The following is a 16,715-nucleotide window of genomic DNA, read 5'->3' on the forward strand; positions in this document are numbered from 1 at the left end:
GAGAAATTCATCTGGCCCACTTCCCCACCGGCGCATCCGCGCCTAACAGATGCGTGCATGTGGCAACTGTACCAATTCCCGCTTTGTCCCTTTTCTCGCAAGGTCCGGCTGCTGCTGGGCGAGAAGGGGGTGGCCTATGACCTTATCCGGGAATCGCCGTGGCAGATGCGGGATGAGTTTCTGGACCTCAACCCGGCCGGCACGACGCCCGTCATGGTCGATGAGGATACCAACGCGACCCTCATCGACAGCCAGGCGATATGCGAATATTTTGAGGAGACGGTAGAACGGTTTCCGCTGATATCCGGCACGGCCGCTGGCCGGGCGGAGATCCGCAGGCTCGTCGCATTCTTCGATCAAAGTTTTTACGGCGATATCGTCGCGCCGTTGCTGCACGAGCGGATGAAGAAGCGGTTGGTCGAACGCGCTCCCCCCGATGCCCGTATTCTACGCGAGGCCATGAAACGCGCCAATACGCACATGGACTATATGGACTATCTGCTCGACCATCGCAGTTGGATGGCTGGGGGGACAATGAGTCTGGCTGATATCGCGGCGGCGGCGCATGTATCCGTCGCAGATTATCTCGGCGGCATAGACTGGTCGAGCCATGAACCGGTGAAGCGCTGGTATGCGGGCTTCAAATCCCGCCCGTCCTTCCGTCCGCTCCTGTCAGAGCGGATGGAAGTCATCGCTCCACCCGCACATTATGAGAAGCCCGACTTTTAAAGGCGGCTATTCGGCGTCGGCCGCCATGTAGACGCGATTGCGGCCATGCTCCTTGGCAAGGTACAGCGCCCGGTCAGCCGCCTTCAGGGCGTCACGAGGATCGTCATAGGCGAACACATTGGCGACACCGGCGGAGAAAGTGACCTTCTCCATCCGCTGACCGGTCGAGCGATTGACCAAACTGCGTTGGGACAAGTCTTCGCGCGCGCCATCTACGATCGTGCAAACCTCCGCCGCCGTCTTGCCGCGAAAGAGCATGACGAATTCCTCGCCGCCATGCCGTGCCACATGGCATCTTTCGCACGATATGCCTGACAGCAGGTTGGCAACGAATTTCAAAACACGGTCGCCCGTATCATGGCCGTGGGTGTCATTGACCAGTTTGAAATGATCGATGTCGCAAAAAACAACGCTGAGCGCCTCTTGCGCCGCCTGTGCCTGCAGCGTTTCTTCTTTCATCCGCGCTTCGAAGGCCCGACGATTGGGTAAACCGGTCAAATGGTCATGCTCTGCCGCACGGCGCGCTGTCTCCAGGCTTTGCTGGAGCATCTGTGTCTGCTTCTGGCTGTCGCGCATCTGGGTTTCAACCTGACGGCTCTTTTCCACCATTGCGCGAGTCAGCCCGATCAGCTTGGCAAGGACCGGCTGGTCCTTTTCGGCTTCGGACATGTCCTTAACCTGTTCCTGCAGGGCTGCGCCATAATCCTTTGCTGAGCTGCGCGACTGATCCATCAGGTCAGTAAATTGCGACAGGTTGTCCTCAACCTTGTCCAGCATGTCAGCGAGAGACTCAGGAGTTACCTCATCCTTTTGCCGTTCGGCGATGAGACCCTCGATCCAGCCATTAGTAATCTTTCCGCGCGTCTGCAGTATGGCGCCGACGGCTTTCTCGATCCCGTGGTCTGCCCCGGTCAGATAATCGTGCACCAGCCCAAAATTAAGCGGTGTCAGATCGAGATCATGGGAAAAAAGGAAAGATCCTATGTCATTATAGAGCTGCTTCCGGCGCTCGATTTCGCGGCTGAACGGCCGCTTGGTCGCCTCCCGCTCCGATGTTTCGGCCACCGGATCTTCGTGCGTCGACAAGCGCCGCGCCCAGCGTGTGAGCCGATCGGTCAAGCCGTGCTGCGCTACAGATAATGTGGTCCCGTTTTCCATACCCATCAAAACGGATCGATTTCGTCACGATTTAGGTTAAGGCGGAAAAAATCATAAATGCGATCAGATGTCCGATGCGAGCAGCCAATCATGGAATATGCGGACTGCACGGTTCTGCAGAGCGCGCGGCCGACACACGAAGAAATAGTGATATGGACTTTTCACTGGAATCGTCAGCAATTGGGTTAAACGAGGGTCCTTAGCCTGCGTAAAATGGCTGGCATGCATCACCGCCACACCCAGTCCTTGGGCTGCGGCTTCAAGCATCAATGGCCCTGAATCATAATTGTCGATCGCTGCGGGCTGCAGATCAGGCATCCCGATCGCTTCCTTCCACGCGTCGAAGCTTCCAGACATTTCGCGATGCAAGAGGATGGTATGTCCGGCAAGCTGTTCTGGCCGCGTTATCGCATCCGCCCCCTCCGCCAGCGAACGCGCACCAATCAAATAGACCTCATCATGATCTAGTTCATGGGAATAGAGCGATGGATCAGCTTCCTTACCCAGCACAATGGCAGCGTCCAACCCTTCGCCGAGGCGTGCAATGGCATGTGGCGTGGTTTCAATGTCCAGATGAAGGCTGGGATGCAATTTGCGCAGTTCCGGTAACAGTGGGAACAATCTCTGGCTAGCAAACAGAGGTTGCACTGCCAAACGCAGCCGCATCTGGTTGCCGCCGCTCTGAATATCTTCCAGTGCCACTGACATCGCGTCCAACGCAGGTGCGATATCGTCCAGCAGCCGTTGCCCGTCTGCATTGATTTCCATCGCCTGATGCTTGCGATCGAACAAGGCTTTACCAAGAAAACGCTCGAGCGCCTGTACACGCCGACTCAGCGCTGGAGTCGATAGAGCAAGCTCCTCAGCAGCAGCTTTCACCGAGCCGAGACGTGCGACCTGCACGAAGGCCTCAAGGGCCGTAAGGGGCGGCAACCGTCGCATATGCTCTTATCCGGGCCAACACCTGTTGCAACGCAACATTTTGACATGCTGACCATGCAGCCAGCATATCCAGACATCCTCCGTCAAAGAAGCCAGAAAAGAGCGGATATTTCAAGATGCAATTTTTGCAACCGGCGCAAATCACTTCGCACTTGCAATAAATACGGTTGCAGCGCACATAGAGGAGGCCTTTCAGGCATCCTCTCCTATAAACTTTCACGGGCTGACCTTCGGGTCGGCCCTTTTTTTGTGCCAAAGCATATGTCCGGAATTTTCGGGACATAACGTACGGGGGTTCCACCAACCGATTGCGCAACCTATCTTCTCCATACAGGCGAAACGGCCTGGATATGATAGAGGATGCAATGGCCGACCAGGAAACAGCCGGACGCAGGATACAAGTTGCCAACGCCAGGCCAGAGGATGCCGGGCGCGGATTGGCGCGTTTGCCGCAGACTGTCATGGCAGAGCTTGGGGTTTCAGAGGGCGATGCCATCGAAATCGTCGGCAAGCGCTCAACGCCTGCGCGAGTCGTTCGCCCCTATAAGGAGGATGAGGGGCTGGATGTGCTGCGGCTAGATGGTCTCCAGCGCGCCAATGCCGGAGTCGGCTCTGGCGATTTCGTACAGATCAGCCGGATTGAGCCCCGCGCGGCACAACGGGTCGTCTTTGCCCCTGCTCAGCAGAATCTGCGCCTGCAGGGTAATCCCGAAGCATTGAAGCGGGTGTTCTTCGAACGCCCCCTGACTGCGGGCGATGTCGTCGCCACCGCGGGACAGCAGCAGGTAGACCGGGGTGATATGCCGGCCAACCTGCGGCAGATGCTCGCCGCCCCTGCCTACGCGCTGCAGGAAATCCGGCTCGCCGTTGTTTCGACCTCTCCTAAAGGCATTGTAACGATCGATGCCGATACAGAGGTCGAACTGCGCGCCGAATATGAAGAACCCAAGGAATCCCGCCGCGCGGACGTCACTTATGATGATGTCGGCGGCATGGCGGAGACCATCGACCAGTTGCGGGAGATGGTCGAGCTGCCGCTGCGCTATCCTGAACTGTTCCAGCGCCTTGGTGTCGATCCGCCCCGTGGCGTCCTGCTGCATGGCCCGCCGGGCACCGGCAAGACCCGCCTCGCCCGCGCGGTCGCCAACGAAAGCGATGCGGAATTTTTCCTGATCAACGGTCCGGAGATCATGGGGTCTGCCTATGGCGAATCGGAAAAGAAGCTGCGCGAGATTTTCGAAGAGGCCACGAAGGCTTCTCCGTCGATCCTGTTCATAGACGAAATCGATTCAATCGCACCCAAGCGCGGACAGGTGCAGGGCGAAACCGAGAAGCGCCTTGTCGCGCAACTGCTGACGCTGATGGACGGGTTGGAGGCAAGAACGAACCTTGTCGTCATCGCGGCCACCAATCGACCGGAAGCCATTGACGAAGCATTACGCCGTCCTGGCCGATTCGACCGCGAAATCATCGTCGGCGTACCTGATGAACGCGGGCGTCGTGAGATATTGGGTATTCACACGAGGGGCATGCCGTTGGGGGACAAGGTCGACTTGTCGGAACTGGCACGCACGACATACGGCTTTGTCGGCGCTGATCTTGCCGCCTTGACACGTGAGGCGGCGATTGAAGCAGTGCGACGCTTCATGCCTCGTCTCAATCTGGAAGACGGCACGATCCCGGCGGACGTGCTGGAAGAGCTCATGGTCACGCGCGAGGATTTCCTTGCCGCCATCAAGCGCGTGCAGCCGTCCGCGATGCGCGAGGTCATGGTGCAGGCACCCAACATTGGTTGGGATGATATTGGCGGCCTCGACGATGCGCAGATGCGCCTCAAGGAAGGCGTGGAACTACCGCTGAAAGACCCGGACGCTTTCCGGCGTATTGGCATCCGTCCGGCGAAGGGCTTTCTGCTGTACGGACCGCCTGGCACTGGCAAGACATTGCTCGCCAAAGCGGTGGCGCGAGAGGCGCAGGCGAATTTCATCGCCACCAAGTCAAGCGACCTTTTGTCCAAATGGTATGGCGAGAGCGAGCAGCAGATCGCACGGCTGTTCGCCCGTGCGCGACAGGTCGCCCCAACGGTGATCTTCATCGATGAGCTCGACAGCCTGGTTCCTGCGCGTGGGAACGGCATGGGCGAACCGCAGGTGACGGAACGGGTCGTGAACACCATCCTGGCAGAGATGGACGGGCTGGAGGAACTACAGTCAGTGGTGGTCATCGGTGCGACGAACCGGCCGACATTGGTCGATCCGGCGCTGCTCCGCCCCGGACGTTTCGACGAACTTATCTATGTCCCGGTGCCCGACAAGGAGGGCCGGCGACGCATCCTGAAGATCCACACAGGAAAAATGCCTCTAGCCGACGATGTTGACCTCGACAGCCTGGCGGAAAGGACCGAGCGCTTTACAGGAGCCGATTTAGAGGATCTTGTCCGCCGGGCGGGTCTTTTTGCCCTGCGCGAATCCTTGAAGGTCGAAAAGATCGATCAAGGGCATTTCGAGAAGGCCCTGCTGGAGACGCGTGCTTCAGTGACGCCGGAAACAGAAGCCGAATATGAGGCTATTCAGGCCAAATTGAAGCAATCGGTTTTCGAGGCGGCTTCCATCGGGTTTGTGTCGCCAGGGATGCTGACATCGCGTGGTCCCAAAGTGCCCTGAAACCCGCTGGATGATAACCTATGAACTGCCCAGCCCGTCGCTCCATTGGTGCGTTGCGGAAAAGCCGTCTTGCAACTTGACGACATTTTTGCGACGCCCAGCCTCACGTGACTCCGGGCAGGAACCGAATGGCGACCGTTGAACTGAAAAAACTGAGGAAAGCCAACCATCCGCTGGCCCGCGCTATCCGCAGTCTGACACCCATGTCGACTTTCTTCCGGGAGTTTGTAAAGCATCCCGCGATGATCGGATCGGTGATACCGTCATCCCCGGCGCTGGTTCGAGCAACACTCGCCCCAGTGGACTGGAGCAGCGCCCGTCTGTTCGTGGAATATGGTCCCGGCGTAGGCACCTTCACCCGGCCAGTTCTAGAAATGCTGCGGCCGGACGCGATGCTGCTCTCGATCGATACGAATCGGGATTTCGTGCGCTACTTGAATGCAGACATTGCCGATGTCCGCTTCCGCGCGGTGCATGGTTCGGCGGCTGATGTGCGAAAAATCATCGCGGAGCATGGCTTTACCGAGGCGGACTATATTCTGTCGGGATTGCCTTTCTCCACGCTGCCCAGCGGCGTCGGGGAACTCATCGCTGCCGAGACCGAGGCCGCTCTGCGGCCTGGCGGCGCATTCCTGGTTTATCAATATTCCAACTATATGCGCAAAATCCTCTATCCCTGTTTCGCGCGCGTCGAGCAGGGCTTTGAGTGGCTCAATATCCCGCCTTGCCGCATCTTCTGGTCCTATAAGGAAGAAGCTTTGGCTAAAGCCGCCTGAGACCTGCGCTCGAGCCATTAATCATCGGGGCGGCGGCGGAAATTCAACCGGCGCGTTACCGTATAGTCCAGGAAACCGACCAGGAAATAGCTGATCCACCCCTTGGCAAGGGTCAGAAATCCACTCCGCGCCGCCTGAACCTCCGGCGTGATATGCCGGCTGTCCGCAATCTGCCGCCCGACAAAGCCGCGCATCCGCTCCGCAAGGGCGGCATCCTCGATCCGCAGCATCAGCTCCAGATTCACGAAAAGGCTGCGCATGTCGAAATTGGCCGATCCGATGAAGAGGGCATCATCGATCACGATCAGCTTCATATGCAGCTTGCACGGCTGATATTCGTAGATTTGCGCGCCCCGTTTCAGCAAAGGGCCGTATAGCAGGCGGGCGGCGGCGACGGTTGCGCCATTGTCCGACTTAGCCGCCATCACAAGGCGGGCGTCCCCGCGCTTCGCAAGCCGCCAGAGACGGCGCAGCATGCCCTGCCCCGGCGAGAAATAGGCCTCTATCATGTCGAGCCGGCGGCCATGCTCCAGATCATGCTTGACCACCTTCGCCCATGGGCTGAGCCGCTGGGTCGGTCCTCCGATAAGCCAGCGGAAAGGATTGGCGGGATCATGATCGGTGACCGGATGCCACCGCCGCACCATCGCCCGCAACGTGCCGAATTTCTGCTTCCGTCCCGCCACCCAGCGCCAGAGCTGCCCATACCAGCGGACCATGGCCTCAACTTCCGGCCCCTCAAGCCACAGGCCGAGATCATGCCAGCAATCGTCCGGCGGAATACCGAAATAGGAATCCGCGACGTTGAAGCCACCCATGAGCAGACGCGCATCATCCGCAATCACCAGCTTCTGATGATTGCGGATAAGATAGCGGGTGGAGCGGCGCGCGCCAAACCAGGCGAAGCGGCCGCCCGCTTCAACAAAGCTGTCGAAAAATCCGCCTTTCGCGCCGCTGCCGCCAAAGGCGTCGACCATGAGCGAAACCTGCACGCCCCGCCGCACGGCGCGGATAAGCCGGGCCAGGACAAGCCGTCCACTCGCGTCACTGTCGAAGATGTAATAGCAGATTTTCAGGCTATGCTCGGCTCCGTCGATCAGCGCGATCAGCGTCTCGCGCAACGTGGGGCCGCTTTCCAGGATTGTTAGATGATTGCCGTTGATGGTGCAGGCGATATGGTCTCCATCCTGCCTGCGCGGTTCTTCTGCGGTCCTGCTCGCCATAGCTGCCATGGTGGCGGGTTTGTGCCAGACTGGCCAGAGCTTTCGCAAGCCCTGCAGGGAGCCTTTGCATTGACATGAGCGAGGCCCCCTGCTAGGCGCAAGCCCTTTCATCGCATAGTCCAATTCAGGAGGCCCGATGGCCCGCGTTACCGTCGAAGATTGTGTCGACAAGGTCACCAACCGTTTTGATCTCGTCCTGCTTGCCGCCCAGCGTGCGCGGGAGATTTCGGGCGGCGCCGAACTCACCATTGATCGTGATCGTGACAAAAACCCGGTTGTCGCCCTGCGCGAGATCGCGGATGAGACCATATTGCCGGACGACCTGCACGATGCGCTGGTTGGCACTCTGCAGAAGGTCCAGATCGACGACGACGATACGCCCGACGAGATCGGTTCGATCAGCCAGTCGGCAGAAGCACTGCGCCTGACCGCAGCAGCACCCCCGCGGAACCAGAATATCGGCGGGGACTATGACGGCTGAAACAGCCGCATAGACACAGTCTTTCAGGAGAGGACGGAGGACCCGGCGGCCGCGAGGCAGCCGGGTCTTTTCCAATGCCTCATCAGAACTTTTTAGACCATGCGGCGGCATTGGTGTTGCGGCGCCAGCGCGCTGCCTCATTCGGCCAGGCCAAAGTCTCGGCGATGCAAACATATTAAGATAATTTTGGCAGCGGCCTCTTGAACTGAGTTTCTAGATAGGGCAAATTTCTCCGGCAGGACGAGATTTGTCGGCAGTCGTCCTGCAGGATTTTCCTGCCAGGCATCATATGCATCCGTTCCTAGAAGGACGGGTGGCCGAACCGGTTTTAAAGAGAGCCGCCGACTTGGCGGACACTCGAACGGCGGCATCCCTCGCAAGCTTTCTCTCATTTTTTGAGATGTAATGCATGCTGGCTTGTCTGGAAAACGGCATGTCGCTCCCTACCAACACCATGCAGCGCCTCACATCAGAGGCAATCCCTGTACCAATTAGCGCTCAGGACCGCTTCCGTGGATGAAAGCGATCTGCCCTTGGCATTGCAGCCTCTCCCACCCGATTGCTGCAACGATACGCTCGAGCACATATATAAATTGGAAACACCCCGGCTCACCCGCCTATTTCGGCAACGCCTCGGGGGACCAGATGAAGCCCGAGATTTTGTGCAGGATCTATTCGTTCTGCTTATCGCCTATGGCAGAAACCATCACATCTCGGAACCTCGCGCACTCCTTAGTCGCCTTATCAGGAATAAATTCAGCGACCTATCGCGGAAGCGAAAGAGACGTTCCGATCTTTTTTCCATCTCATTTGAAGATCAACCCGACATTGGCTTGCCAGCAACACAAACCCACGCGATCGAAGCAGAAGATATGATGCGACAGTATCTTGGCGCGCTCGATGCGCTAGCGCCTAGAACTCGCGAAATCTTTCTCCTCCACCGTGTTCAAGAAAAAAGTTACAAAGAAATAGCTTCAGAGTTGGACATCAGCGTACGCACCGTTGAATGGCATATCGGGAAAGCACTGCTCCATATCACCCGAGCATTGGATCAGGAATGAGTGAGAAGAGAACGCCACCAGAAAGAACAAGCCAGGGTCAGTTGCTGGAAGAGGCGTCTATCTGGTTTGCTCGTATGCGTGGGCCGGATGCGGATCTATATCAGACCGAATTTGATGCGTGGCGCAAGCGAGGCGCAGTTCATATGGCGGCCTACAACCGCATTGCGGAAGTTTTTAACCTGGGGAAAAGGTTAGCGGACGAACCGTCATCCAATTTGGCTGATGATAAGCGCGCCTCTAATTTCTTAGCTCCGGCATCACTGCTCGTCGCAATCGTCGCTGCGGTGCTCGTCTGGTGGGGCTGGATTGCAATTATGCCAACTGATCCAAAGAGCTTGCCTAAGAATTCGGCCAAGCTAGCCAGTAATGGGGCAGTTGCGGGGGCAACGCTGGATAAACAATTCGCAACTCATCTCGGCGAAATCCGCACCTTCACGCTTTCCGATGGCTCAAAACTAACGCTGGACACCGACAGCCTTGTCACCACTGCATATGATAGCCACGCGCGGCGTTTGCGGCTTGAGCGCGGACGGGCCCGATTCGAAGTCTTCCATGAACATCGATCATTCGTTGTCCTTGCCGGTGCTGCAGCGGTGACTGCGCGGGGAACAATCTTCGATGTTTGGCTAAATAAGACTGACAATGTTATGGTTCATCTGTTGCGGGGCAAAGTAGATGTCTCAGCAAATACTATTCAGACCAAGGGTTTTCCTCACATATTGCAACTCAGACCAGGACAAAGTGCGACCGTCAGATCAGGCGGCCCGCATATGCTGGCAATGATGCAGACCGCCCATACTATCAGTGATTGGCCAACAGGGCTTGTAGATTTCAATGATACAAAGCTTCTGGACGTTGTTGAAATGGTGAACCACCATGGGTCGATAAAATTGGTGATTGGCGCACCTCACATAGCGAATCTCAAGGTTTCGGGTACATTCCGTATCAACGATCCGCTATTAGCAGCTCAGAGACTGGCAGAAATATTTGACCTGAAGTTGGATCGAAGCATCCCAGGAGAAATTCTTCTTTTGGATCTTTAGCATTCTCATATTATCCGTCATCTTAATAGCTGGCGCCATTACGGGTGGTTAACCAGAGAATATCATGCGCGCAAGGCGCCGATGCGACATCTAGGGAAGGATTTGATTAAGAGCGTTAAAGATGTGGATTGGATTTTACATCTCTTGGCCCCGTGCTCAATTGGGATGTCTAATAAAAAATTTTCGACACGACCCCGTATTCTGCGTTTCCAGACGCCTTTCTCCCCATCAGCGCTTCACGCGAGCAAAGGGGAACGACTATGAACTTGCAGCGATTCAAACAATGTATCCATATCTCGACGCTAGCGCTGACGGCGTTTTCCTCCATAGCCTATGCTGAAAAACCTGCAGATAGAAAAAATATATACGATATAGCCAATCAGGACTTAAGCTCAGCTCTTAGGCAAGTTGGAAAACAGTCAGGGCGAGAAATCATCGCTCCTTCGGAGGCGCTCGACGGCAAGATTGCCCCGACTTTACAGGGCACATTCAGCGCTGACGAAGCGATCAAATTTCTGCTCCGAGGAAGTGGCCTGGTAGCCGAATTTCGCGACGATATAGTGCTTATACGGGGGCGAGAGACACCGTCGGGCGAAGTAGCGTCACGCCAGACGGGAAATGACACCGCAATAATCGTCACCGGATCGCGTATCCGCGGCGCTTCGATTGCCTCGCCAGTTACAGTGCGAACGAGACGAGACATGCAAGAGGCCGGGCAATATAGTTTCGGCGACGTCATACGCTCTATCCCACAAAATTTTAACGGTGGCCAAGGTCCAACTATTGCGTCCGGGGCCGAGAATTTCGGGAGCTCAAATGTCAACTCCGGTACTGCGTTAAATCTCCGCGGACTCGGACAAGATGCCACCCTAACCCTCGTCAACGGCAAGCGCCTCGCTTATAATTCCATCCGGCAAGCCGTAGATATCACTGAAATTCCCATAGCGGCAGTGGAACGTCTAGAGATTGTCGCTGATGGCGCTTCTGCCCTGTATGGTTCTGATGCTGTCGGCGGCGTAGCGAATGTCATTCTGAGAAAGGATTATGACGGCCTCACCACCACCGCGCGCTTTGGCGCCGCGACTGAAGGTGGTTATGTTCAGAAGCAACTAACTGCCGTGGCTGGCCAAACTTGGGCCAACGGTGGTTTCATTATCACAGGCGACTTGGCAAATAGCGGCGCCATTCTGGCGCGGCAGAGAGCCTATACACAAGGCTTTGACGGCTCCTACACTCTATACCCTGACATGCAGTATCGCGGCGCTGTTTTGAGCGGACATCAGCAGATAAGCTCAAATATTACGGCCAATTTCGATGCTCTATATAGCGTCCGCCGATCAAACGACATGCAATATCCATTGAATCCAGAAACCAGCGCTACATTTTACGGCTACATCAACGATCAGCGGACGAGATCCTACACATTATCGCCAGGACTAGCCTTGACCATCGGCTCTGACTGGAAGGCTACTGTGAATGGTGTCTATGGGAATGAGCTTTCCAGCGGCTACAGCGAATTTTATTTGGATGGCGAGCAAAACTACGCTTCAATCTCGCGGTTCAAAAATTCCACGAAGGTTGTCGAGGTGGGAGCCGAGGGGCCGCTGATGACTTTGCCCGGCGGTGCTATCGGCCTTGCTGCAGGGGGCGGCTATCGACGACTAGATCTTGATCAACTTACCCAGACAGTGGGATTTGCGCCCACAATCTCTCTCGCCAGCCAAGACAGCTACGCAGTCTATGGCGAACTATTCGTACCGCTGGTGTCGCAGTCAATGGATATAGAGGGCTTTAATAGCCTCTCTTTCAGCGGCGCCGTGCGGCATGAAAAATATAACGGCCTAAAAACCGTCACGACGCCAAAAGCCGGTATCGTATATGCGCCCATCGACGGTATCGAACTCAAGGCAAGTTGGGGCAAGTCGTTCAAGACACCAGCCCTATTTCAACTGTTTCGCGACCAGCCAGCCGTGCTAGCTCCCATGAGCTTGCTTACCACAGGCTATCCCGCCTCCGCCAATTTTCTATACCTTTATGGCGGGAACCGGTCACTGAGGCCTGAGAAGGCAACTACTTGGACGACAACGGCAAAATGGTCTCCCAAATTCCTCGAAGGCAGCTATCTGGAGATCAGCTACTTTCATATTGCCTACCGCGATAGAGTTGCAGAGCCGTTCCGTTTATCCCAAGCCTTTCTGCCCGAATATGCCGAATATATTACTTATGCTCCCACCAACGCGGAAATGGATGCCGCAATCGCTCGGTCTGCAGCGGGTCTGATCAATTATTCCGATGCTGCCTTTGACCCTGCTCAAGTCGTGGCTCTTATCGATGATCGATATGTCAATGCGACATCACAAACCATCCAGGGCATTGATGGGTCTTTCCAGCTACACTTCGCACGAACCGACTATGGCTCTATCGATCTTACAGGCTCGGTGACATATCTCAGATCACGCCAGAAACTCGCTCCCGGACAGGATGCTGTTCCGCTCGCCGGCACAATCTATCGGCCACCTCACTGGCGCGCCAATATGGGCGCTGTATGGCGCAATGGCGACCTCGCTCTCGGTACATTCGTCAATTATATAGGAAGCGTCAAAGACAATATATCGACGCCAATTCTCAAAGTTGACGATCAAGCCACCGTCGATTTCAGTGCCACTTATGCTATTCCTAAAGACGGAACGGCGTTGGGAAATATAGAGGCCTCCCTCGCGATCTCAAATTTCCTTAATGATGCCCCAGCCCGTCTCCGGCCGTATTCTTTCGGAGTAGCTCCCTATGACTCAGTAAATCAATCTCCGCTTGGCCGAACAATCAGCCTCACAATTGCGAAGCATTGGTGATGCCTTTTCTTTGTCGCGCAGCGGCGCTTTTTGCGATGACCGTCGCTTCACTCTCCATCAGTGCCGCCGCCAGGGATTGTTCTGATATACAGTCCGATCAAAATCCGGCCGCAATGGTAAAAAAGACGATACAAGCGCAAGACCTCATCGAGCTACGCGACTTTGGAAGTCCGGATAACGGCTCAGGCACCGATAGCCCATTTTCCGTTTCACCCGATGGACGTTTTGCAGCACTGCAAATTAGGCGAGCGAGGACCGCTAGCAATGACTATTGCATTGCCTTGGTGGTGATAACTCTCAGCGGATCGCGACCAGCTGAATATTTGGACATTGGTGGCGACTGGATCCCTGAGGTCTATGATTATGAGGGTTTGGCACTTGCGCAGGTGGGGCTGCCACAGCCTGTCGTACCCCAATGGTCGCCTGACAGCAAATCCATCGCCTATCTACGCCGTGATCATGGCGTAACCCAAATTTGGCGGGCAGGCATCGGTGGGGACCGCGCCCACCAAATTACTTTTGGAAAAATCGACGTCCTAAGCTTTCGCTGGGCCGCCGATGGCAGGAGCCTCATCTTTAGCCGAAATGACGGGCTCGCACCGGTGCTTGCCGCGCGGGAAGAAGAAGGAAAAAGGGGGTATGTCTATGGAGACCGTTTTCTTCCTACTGACGATAGCAAACCCTTTATCGCGGCTCCAATAGCTCGGGGATATTATCGTGTCAGCTCGGATGGCATGACAATCATCGATGCAACAGACGGGGATCGTCAGCTGCTCAGCAGCGCCCAATCGGTAGAGGCTGGAGCACCTAATACGGCTTATATTTCAATTACAAACCAAGACCGTGATGTTGCCTGGCTAGCTCCGGTTAATTCAGATTTTATCCTTTCTCCTATGGCCCTCCATGTGAAACTCGCAGACGGGCGGGAGCTGGCGTGCGATTATCCGGAATGCCGATCTCGGCTCCTCAATATATGGTGGACGCAGGACGGTAAGGATGTGCTCTTCCTCCGTCGCGAAGGTCCTGCAGAAAGCCGCACCGGCCTATATCAGTGGCGCCCTGGCGATGGAGCGCCAAAGTCGCTCTTCCGCACCGAAGATTTGCTTATTGGATGTCAGAGTTGGCGTGCGACACTGTTATGCGCACATGAAGCTTCAACCCAGCCTCGGCGACTGATCTCCATCGAAATCAGTACGGGCAGGATGCTCTCGATCTTTGACCCAAACCCACAATTTTCATTGATCCAACTTGGTAAGGTCGAACGATTGGTTTGGAAGAACGCGGCAGGTGCCGAGATATTCGGTGATCTAGTTCTCCCCGCCGATCATAAGCCAGGACAACAGCACCCACTGATCATAGTGCAATATGAATCGCGCGGCTTCCTTCGGGGCGGGACCGGCGACGAATTCCCAATCCAGATGTTTGCTGACCGCGGATACGCCGTTCTAAGTTTCAATCGGCCCAGAGAGATCGCTTATGACCGATCATTTACCACCTATGCCGATTTCGAACGGTATAACGTCGCGAATTGGGCGGATAAACGGAATGTTCTCTCATCTCTCCTTTCTGGCATAGATCTCATTGCTCGACGAAATCTCGTGGATGAACGACATATTGGCATAACAGGGTTTAGCGATGGATCGTCAGGAACGCGCTTTGCGCTGATCAACAGCAACCGGTTCTCAGCTGCTGCTCTCGGGACCAACTGCGGTGACTATGTTTCGGCGCTAACGTTAGTAGGGCCAAAATCGGCTGATCATTCAGGTAGATACCAGTATCCGCCACTATCTGAGCCTGACTGGGATCGGACAAAACCCATGTCCCTCATCATGAACGCCAAGAAAATTACTGCACCCATTCTCATGCAACTCGCGGATCACGAATATATCTGTGCGATTGAGAGCTACACAGCGTTACGCGAACAAAGACGTCCAACCGAAATGTATGTTTTCCCGGACGAATATCATGTCAAATGGCAACCCGCACACCGGCTCGCTATTTACGAACGCAGCCTTGACTGGTTCGATTTCTGGCTCCTGGGTAAAGAACACAATAATCCTATTCGGGCTGCAGAATATGCGAGATGGCGTGACTTGCGCCGTCAAATGCCAGCAGCGGCTTTACCCGCTGCTGAGGGCGAGAGCGTTCCCCGGTCAGACCAGTGACGCGCCCAGCATTCAGCGTCAGCCAGCTCGAGCAGGCGTAAATTCTCGCCCGCTCGCACCGGCATGCTATCTTCAAGCCGCGCGAGAACCGATTTTTCATCAATAATGCCGTGGGATACCAGGAGGCTGTTTCGGAACAGAAGGCTTAGCCCTTCCCTATTCCTTTCAAAAAGCGCGCCAGCCAAGCCGTCCGGTCCCCCTTTCCAGGTCCGCGAAATGATTTCGGCCGGGAGCGCCTCTTGGAAGGACTCACGTATCATTATCCGGTCAACGCCCCCTCGGCACCACATCCACGTCGGAATGGCCAAACATAGTTCGACAACCGGCTGCGACATAAGCGGCGCGATATCGACAAGCGCTTCGTCACGCGCAAAACTATCAAGGCCGTTGAGCATTTCGGCGATCATGCCGACATGGGCGATCTTTCCGGGCAACTGCCCTCTTGGTGCCTCTATCCATGGGTGGTGCGGAACCACTGCCAATTGCGTTCGGCGATCTGTCGTCAAGAAGGACAGATCTGGAGAATAATATCGACGCCGATTGGGACTCAGGACCTTTAGTCCTGCATGTATGAGGCCCTCAATGACGGTGCAGCCCGTCATCGTGCAAATATCCGTAAGGGTTTCGCTTAGGCCAGCAGTAAGGCCATCGGATCGGATGCGGTCCACGATCGGGGACGCCGAAGTTAAATAACAAAATACACCGTCTCCACCGAAGCCTGTGAATATCGCAGGGCAATTTAGTTCGGTTGCAAGACGATGGCGTGCGCCATTCACGCCTTGCGCCAAGGCGCTTCCGCACGGCCGTGGCAGCATACGAGCGCTCGATATGTTGATATCTACGGCCTCCATGTCATACTGCAAATCAGTTAGCACACTTCCCAAGCATTTATTCATCACAGCATGCGCGTAAACGCGCTCGTCGCTAGCCGGCGTCCCGTCGTGGAGGTTGACTGTGTTCACATCGCTTCGCGTTCCTTTAAGGCATGCCGCAACGACCGAAGAATCAAGACCACCTGAAAGACTGAGCAGTAGCTTGCCAAGCTGATTGGCCCATGTTTCAACGCAATAGCGAACTACCTCTGCAAGCGCTTGTACAGGGGGCTGGCTGAGCTGCCTCGGGGTCGCTGTAAAGGTCCAAGGAGACCAGATATCCGTGACTGTTTCAGGATCTCCCAGCTGCCAAGCGCACCCACCCGGAAGTTCTTCCAGATAACGCAGTGCTGTTCTCGGCGACCGCAACGTCCGGAAGCGCAGTTGGGCATCAACCATTTGAAAATCGACGGCGGGTACCAGATGTCCCATAGACACCAAAATATCCGGGTCTGATCCGAAGATAGCGCCCCAGGGTGTCAGCAATTTATAACATGGCAGATTACCCAGCGGGCTGCAAAGAACCTCTAATCGTCCTCCACATGAATCATCCAAGAACGCGACATAGGCGCCCCAGCATGATCGGAGCAGGCCAGGAAAGCCCTTTTGCGTATAGACTTTCGTAAACCACTGCGCTTCTTCTCGCGCAGGCTTGGCGAAATGCGGCTTGGCGAAAATGTCAACGGCGGCGTAAAAGTCGTCCATTGGGCGGAGCAAAACCAGGCCACTTGATCCGGGTGTTGGCGAGCGCCG

At 55.8% G+C, this 16,715-nt stretch carries 12 protein-coding genes; 8 read left to right on the forward strand and 4 right to left on the reverse strand.

The window, feature by feature from the left end; all coding sequences use genetic code 11:
• The first annotated feature begins 57 nt into the window (after window positions 1–57).
• The gene (locus KFK14_RS21975; RefSeq protein WP_212609127.1) at window positions 58–729 is read left to right on the forward strand and encodes a glutathione S-transferase family protein; all 672 of its coding nucleotides are present in this window, start codon (window positions 58–60) and stop codon (window positions 727–729) included.
• A gap of 6 nt (window positions 730–735) precedes the next feature.
• Here KFK14_RS21975 and KFK14_RS21980 read toward each other — a convergent pair whose 3' ends face one another.
• On the reverse strand, window positions 736–1,896 hold the full coding sequence (locus KFK14_RS21980) for a GGDEF domain-containing protein (protein ID WP_425516639.1): 1,161 nt from the start codon (window positions 1,894–1,896) through the stop codon (window positions 736–738).
• A 54-nt stretch (window positions 1,897–1,950) separates the two neighbouring features.
• Window positions 1,951–2,829, reverse strand: coding sequence for a LysR substrate-binding domain-containing protein (locus KFK14_RS21985; protein WP_070156556.1), 879 nt, complete (start codon window positions 2,827–2,829; stop codon window positions 1,951–1,953).
• Between the two features lie 365 nt (window positions 2,830–3,194).
• On the opposite strand from KFK14_RS21985, the gene KFK14_RS21990 reads away from it, so the two are divergent.
• Together KFK14_RS21990 and KFK14_RS21995 are read left to right on the forward strand one after the other, a co-directional pair.
• Window positions 3,195–5,492 (forward strand): CDC48 family AAA ATPase, encoded by a 2,298-nt coding sequence (locus KFK14_RS21990; RefSeq protein WP_212609128.1) that lies wholly within the window; start codon window positions 3,195–3,197, stop codon window positions 5,490–5,492.
• A gap of 128 nt (window positions 5,493–5,620) precedes the next feature.
• Entirely contained in the window at window positions 5,621–6,268 is a 648-nt protein-coding gene (locus KFK14_RS21995; RefSeq protein ID WP_212609129.1) for a class I SAM-dependent methyltransferase, read from the forward strand.
• A 17-nt stretch (window positions 6,269–6,285) separates the two neighbouring features.
• On the opposite strand, the gene KFK14_RS22000 is transcribed toward KFK14_RS21995, so the two are convergent.
• Entirely contained in the window at window positions 6,286–7,491 is a 1,206-nt protein-coding gene (locus KFK14_RS22000; RefSeq protein WP_212609130.1) for a phospholipase D-like domain-containing protein, read from the reverse strand.
• Between the two features lie 136 nt (window positions 7,492–7,627).
• Here KFK14_RS22000 and rpoZ point away from each other — a divergent pair, with 136 nt between their 5' ends.
• The 5 genes from rpoZ to KFK14_RS22025 all read left to right on the forward strand — a co-directional run bounded on the left by rpoZ (window position 7,628) and on the right by KFK14_RS22025 (window position 15,090).
• Complete coding sequence (rpoZ, locus tag KFK14_RS22005; protein WP_070156559.1) at window positions 7,628–7,972, forward strand: DNA-directed RNA polymerase subunit omega; 345 nt, start codon at window positions 7,628–7,630, stop codon at window positions 7,970–7,972.
• 512 nt (window positions 7,973–8,484) lie between these two features.
• Window positions 8,485–9,033 carry an RNA polymerase sigma factor gene (locus KFK14_RS22010; protein ID WP_212609131.1) on the forward strand — a complete coding sequence of 183 codons (549 nt, stop codon included), beginning with the start codon at window positions 8,485–8,487 and terminating at the stop codon, window positions 9,031–9,033.
• Window positions 9,030–10,076, forward strand: coding sequence for a FecR family protein (locus KFK14_RS22015; RefSeq protein ID WP_212609132.1), 1,047 nt, complete (start codon window positions 9,030–9,032; stop codon window positions 10,074–10,076). The genes KFK14_RS22010 and KFK14_RS22015 overlap by 4 nt, the downstream gene beginning before the upstream one ends.
• 260 nt (window positions 10,077–10,336) lie before the next feature.
• On the forward strand, window positions 10,337–12,925 hold the full coding sequence (locus tag KFK14_RS22020) for a TonB-dependent receptor domain-containing protein (protein WP_212609133.1): 2,589 nt from the start codon (window positions 10,337–10,339) through the stop codon (window positions 12,923–12,925).
• A gap of 35 nt (window positions 12,926–12,960) precedes the next feature.
• Window positions 12,961–15,090 carry an Atxe2 family lasso peptide isopeptidase gene (locus KFK14_RS22025; RefSeq protein ID WP_212609134.1) on the forward strand — a complete coding sequence of 710 codons (2,130 nt, stop codon included), beginning with the start codon at window positions 12,961–12,963 and terminating at the stop codon, window positions 15,088–15,090.
• Here KFK14_RS22025 and KFK14_RS22030 read toward each other — a convergent pair.
• Complete coding sequence (locus tag KFK14_RS22030) at window positions 15,027–16,667, reverse strand: asparagine synthase-related protein (RefSeq protein WP_212609135.1); 1,641 nt, start codon at window positions 16,665–16,667, stop codon at window positions 15,027–15,029. The genes KFK14_RS22025 and KFK14_RS22030 overlap by 64 nt on opposite strands.
• Window positions 16,668–16,715: the final 48 nt, after the last annotated feature.

The organism is Sphingobium phenoxybenzoativorans (genome assembly GCF_018286635.1).
In the GTDB taxonomy this organism is placed as follows: Bacteria; Pseudomonadota; Alphaproteobacteria; order Sphingomonadales; family Sphingomonadaceae; genus Sphingobium; species Sphingobium phenoxybenzoativorans.

Bases quoted from the DNA above. Each gene is read 5' to 3' on its own strand.
- rpoZ (WP_070156559.1), top strand. From the start codon at position 7,628: ATGGCCCGCGTTACCGTCGAAGATTGTGTCGACAAGGTCACCAACCGT.
- KFK14_RS21975 (WP_212609127.1), top strand. From the start codon at position 58: ATGTGGCAACTGTACCAATTCCCGCTTTGTCCCTTTTCTCGCAAGGTC.
- KFK14_RS22000 (WP_212609130.1), bottom strand. From the start codon at position 7,491: ATGGCGAGCAGGACCGCAGAAGAACCGCGCAGGCAGGATGGAGACCAT.
- KFK14_RS22020 (WP_212609133.1), top strand. From the start codon at position 10,337: ATGAACTTGCAGCGATTCAAACAATGTATCCATATCTCGACGCTAGCG.
- KFK14_RS21995 (WP_212609129.1), top strand. From the start codon at position 5,621: ATGGCGACCGTTGAACTGAAAAAACTGAGGAAAGCCAACCATCCGCTG.
- KFK14_RS21990 (WP_212609128.1), top strand. From the start codon at position 3,195: ATGGCCGACCAGGAAACAGCCGGACGCAGGATACAAGTTGCCAACGCC.
- KFK14_RS22015 (WP_212609132.1), top strand. From the start codon at position 9,030: ATGAGTGAGAAGAGAACGCCACCAGAAAGAACAAGCCAGGGTCAGTTG.
- KFK14_RS21985 (WP_070156556.1), bottom strand. From the start codon at position 2,829: ATGCGACGGTTGCCGCCCCTTACGGCCCTTGAGGCCTTCGTGCAGGTC.
- KFK14_RS22025 (WP_212609134.1), top strand. From the start codon at position 12,961: ATGACCGTCGCTTCACTCTCCATCAGTGCCGCCGCCAGGGATTGTTCT.
- KFK14_RS22030 (WP_212609135.1), bottom strand. From the start codon at position 16,667: ATGGACGACTTTTACGCCGCCGTTGACATTTTCGCCAAGCCGCATTTC.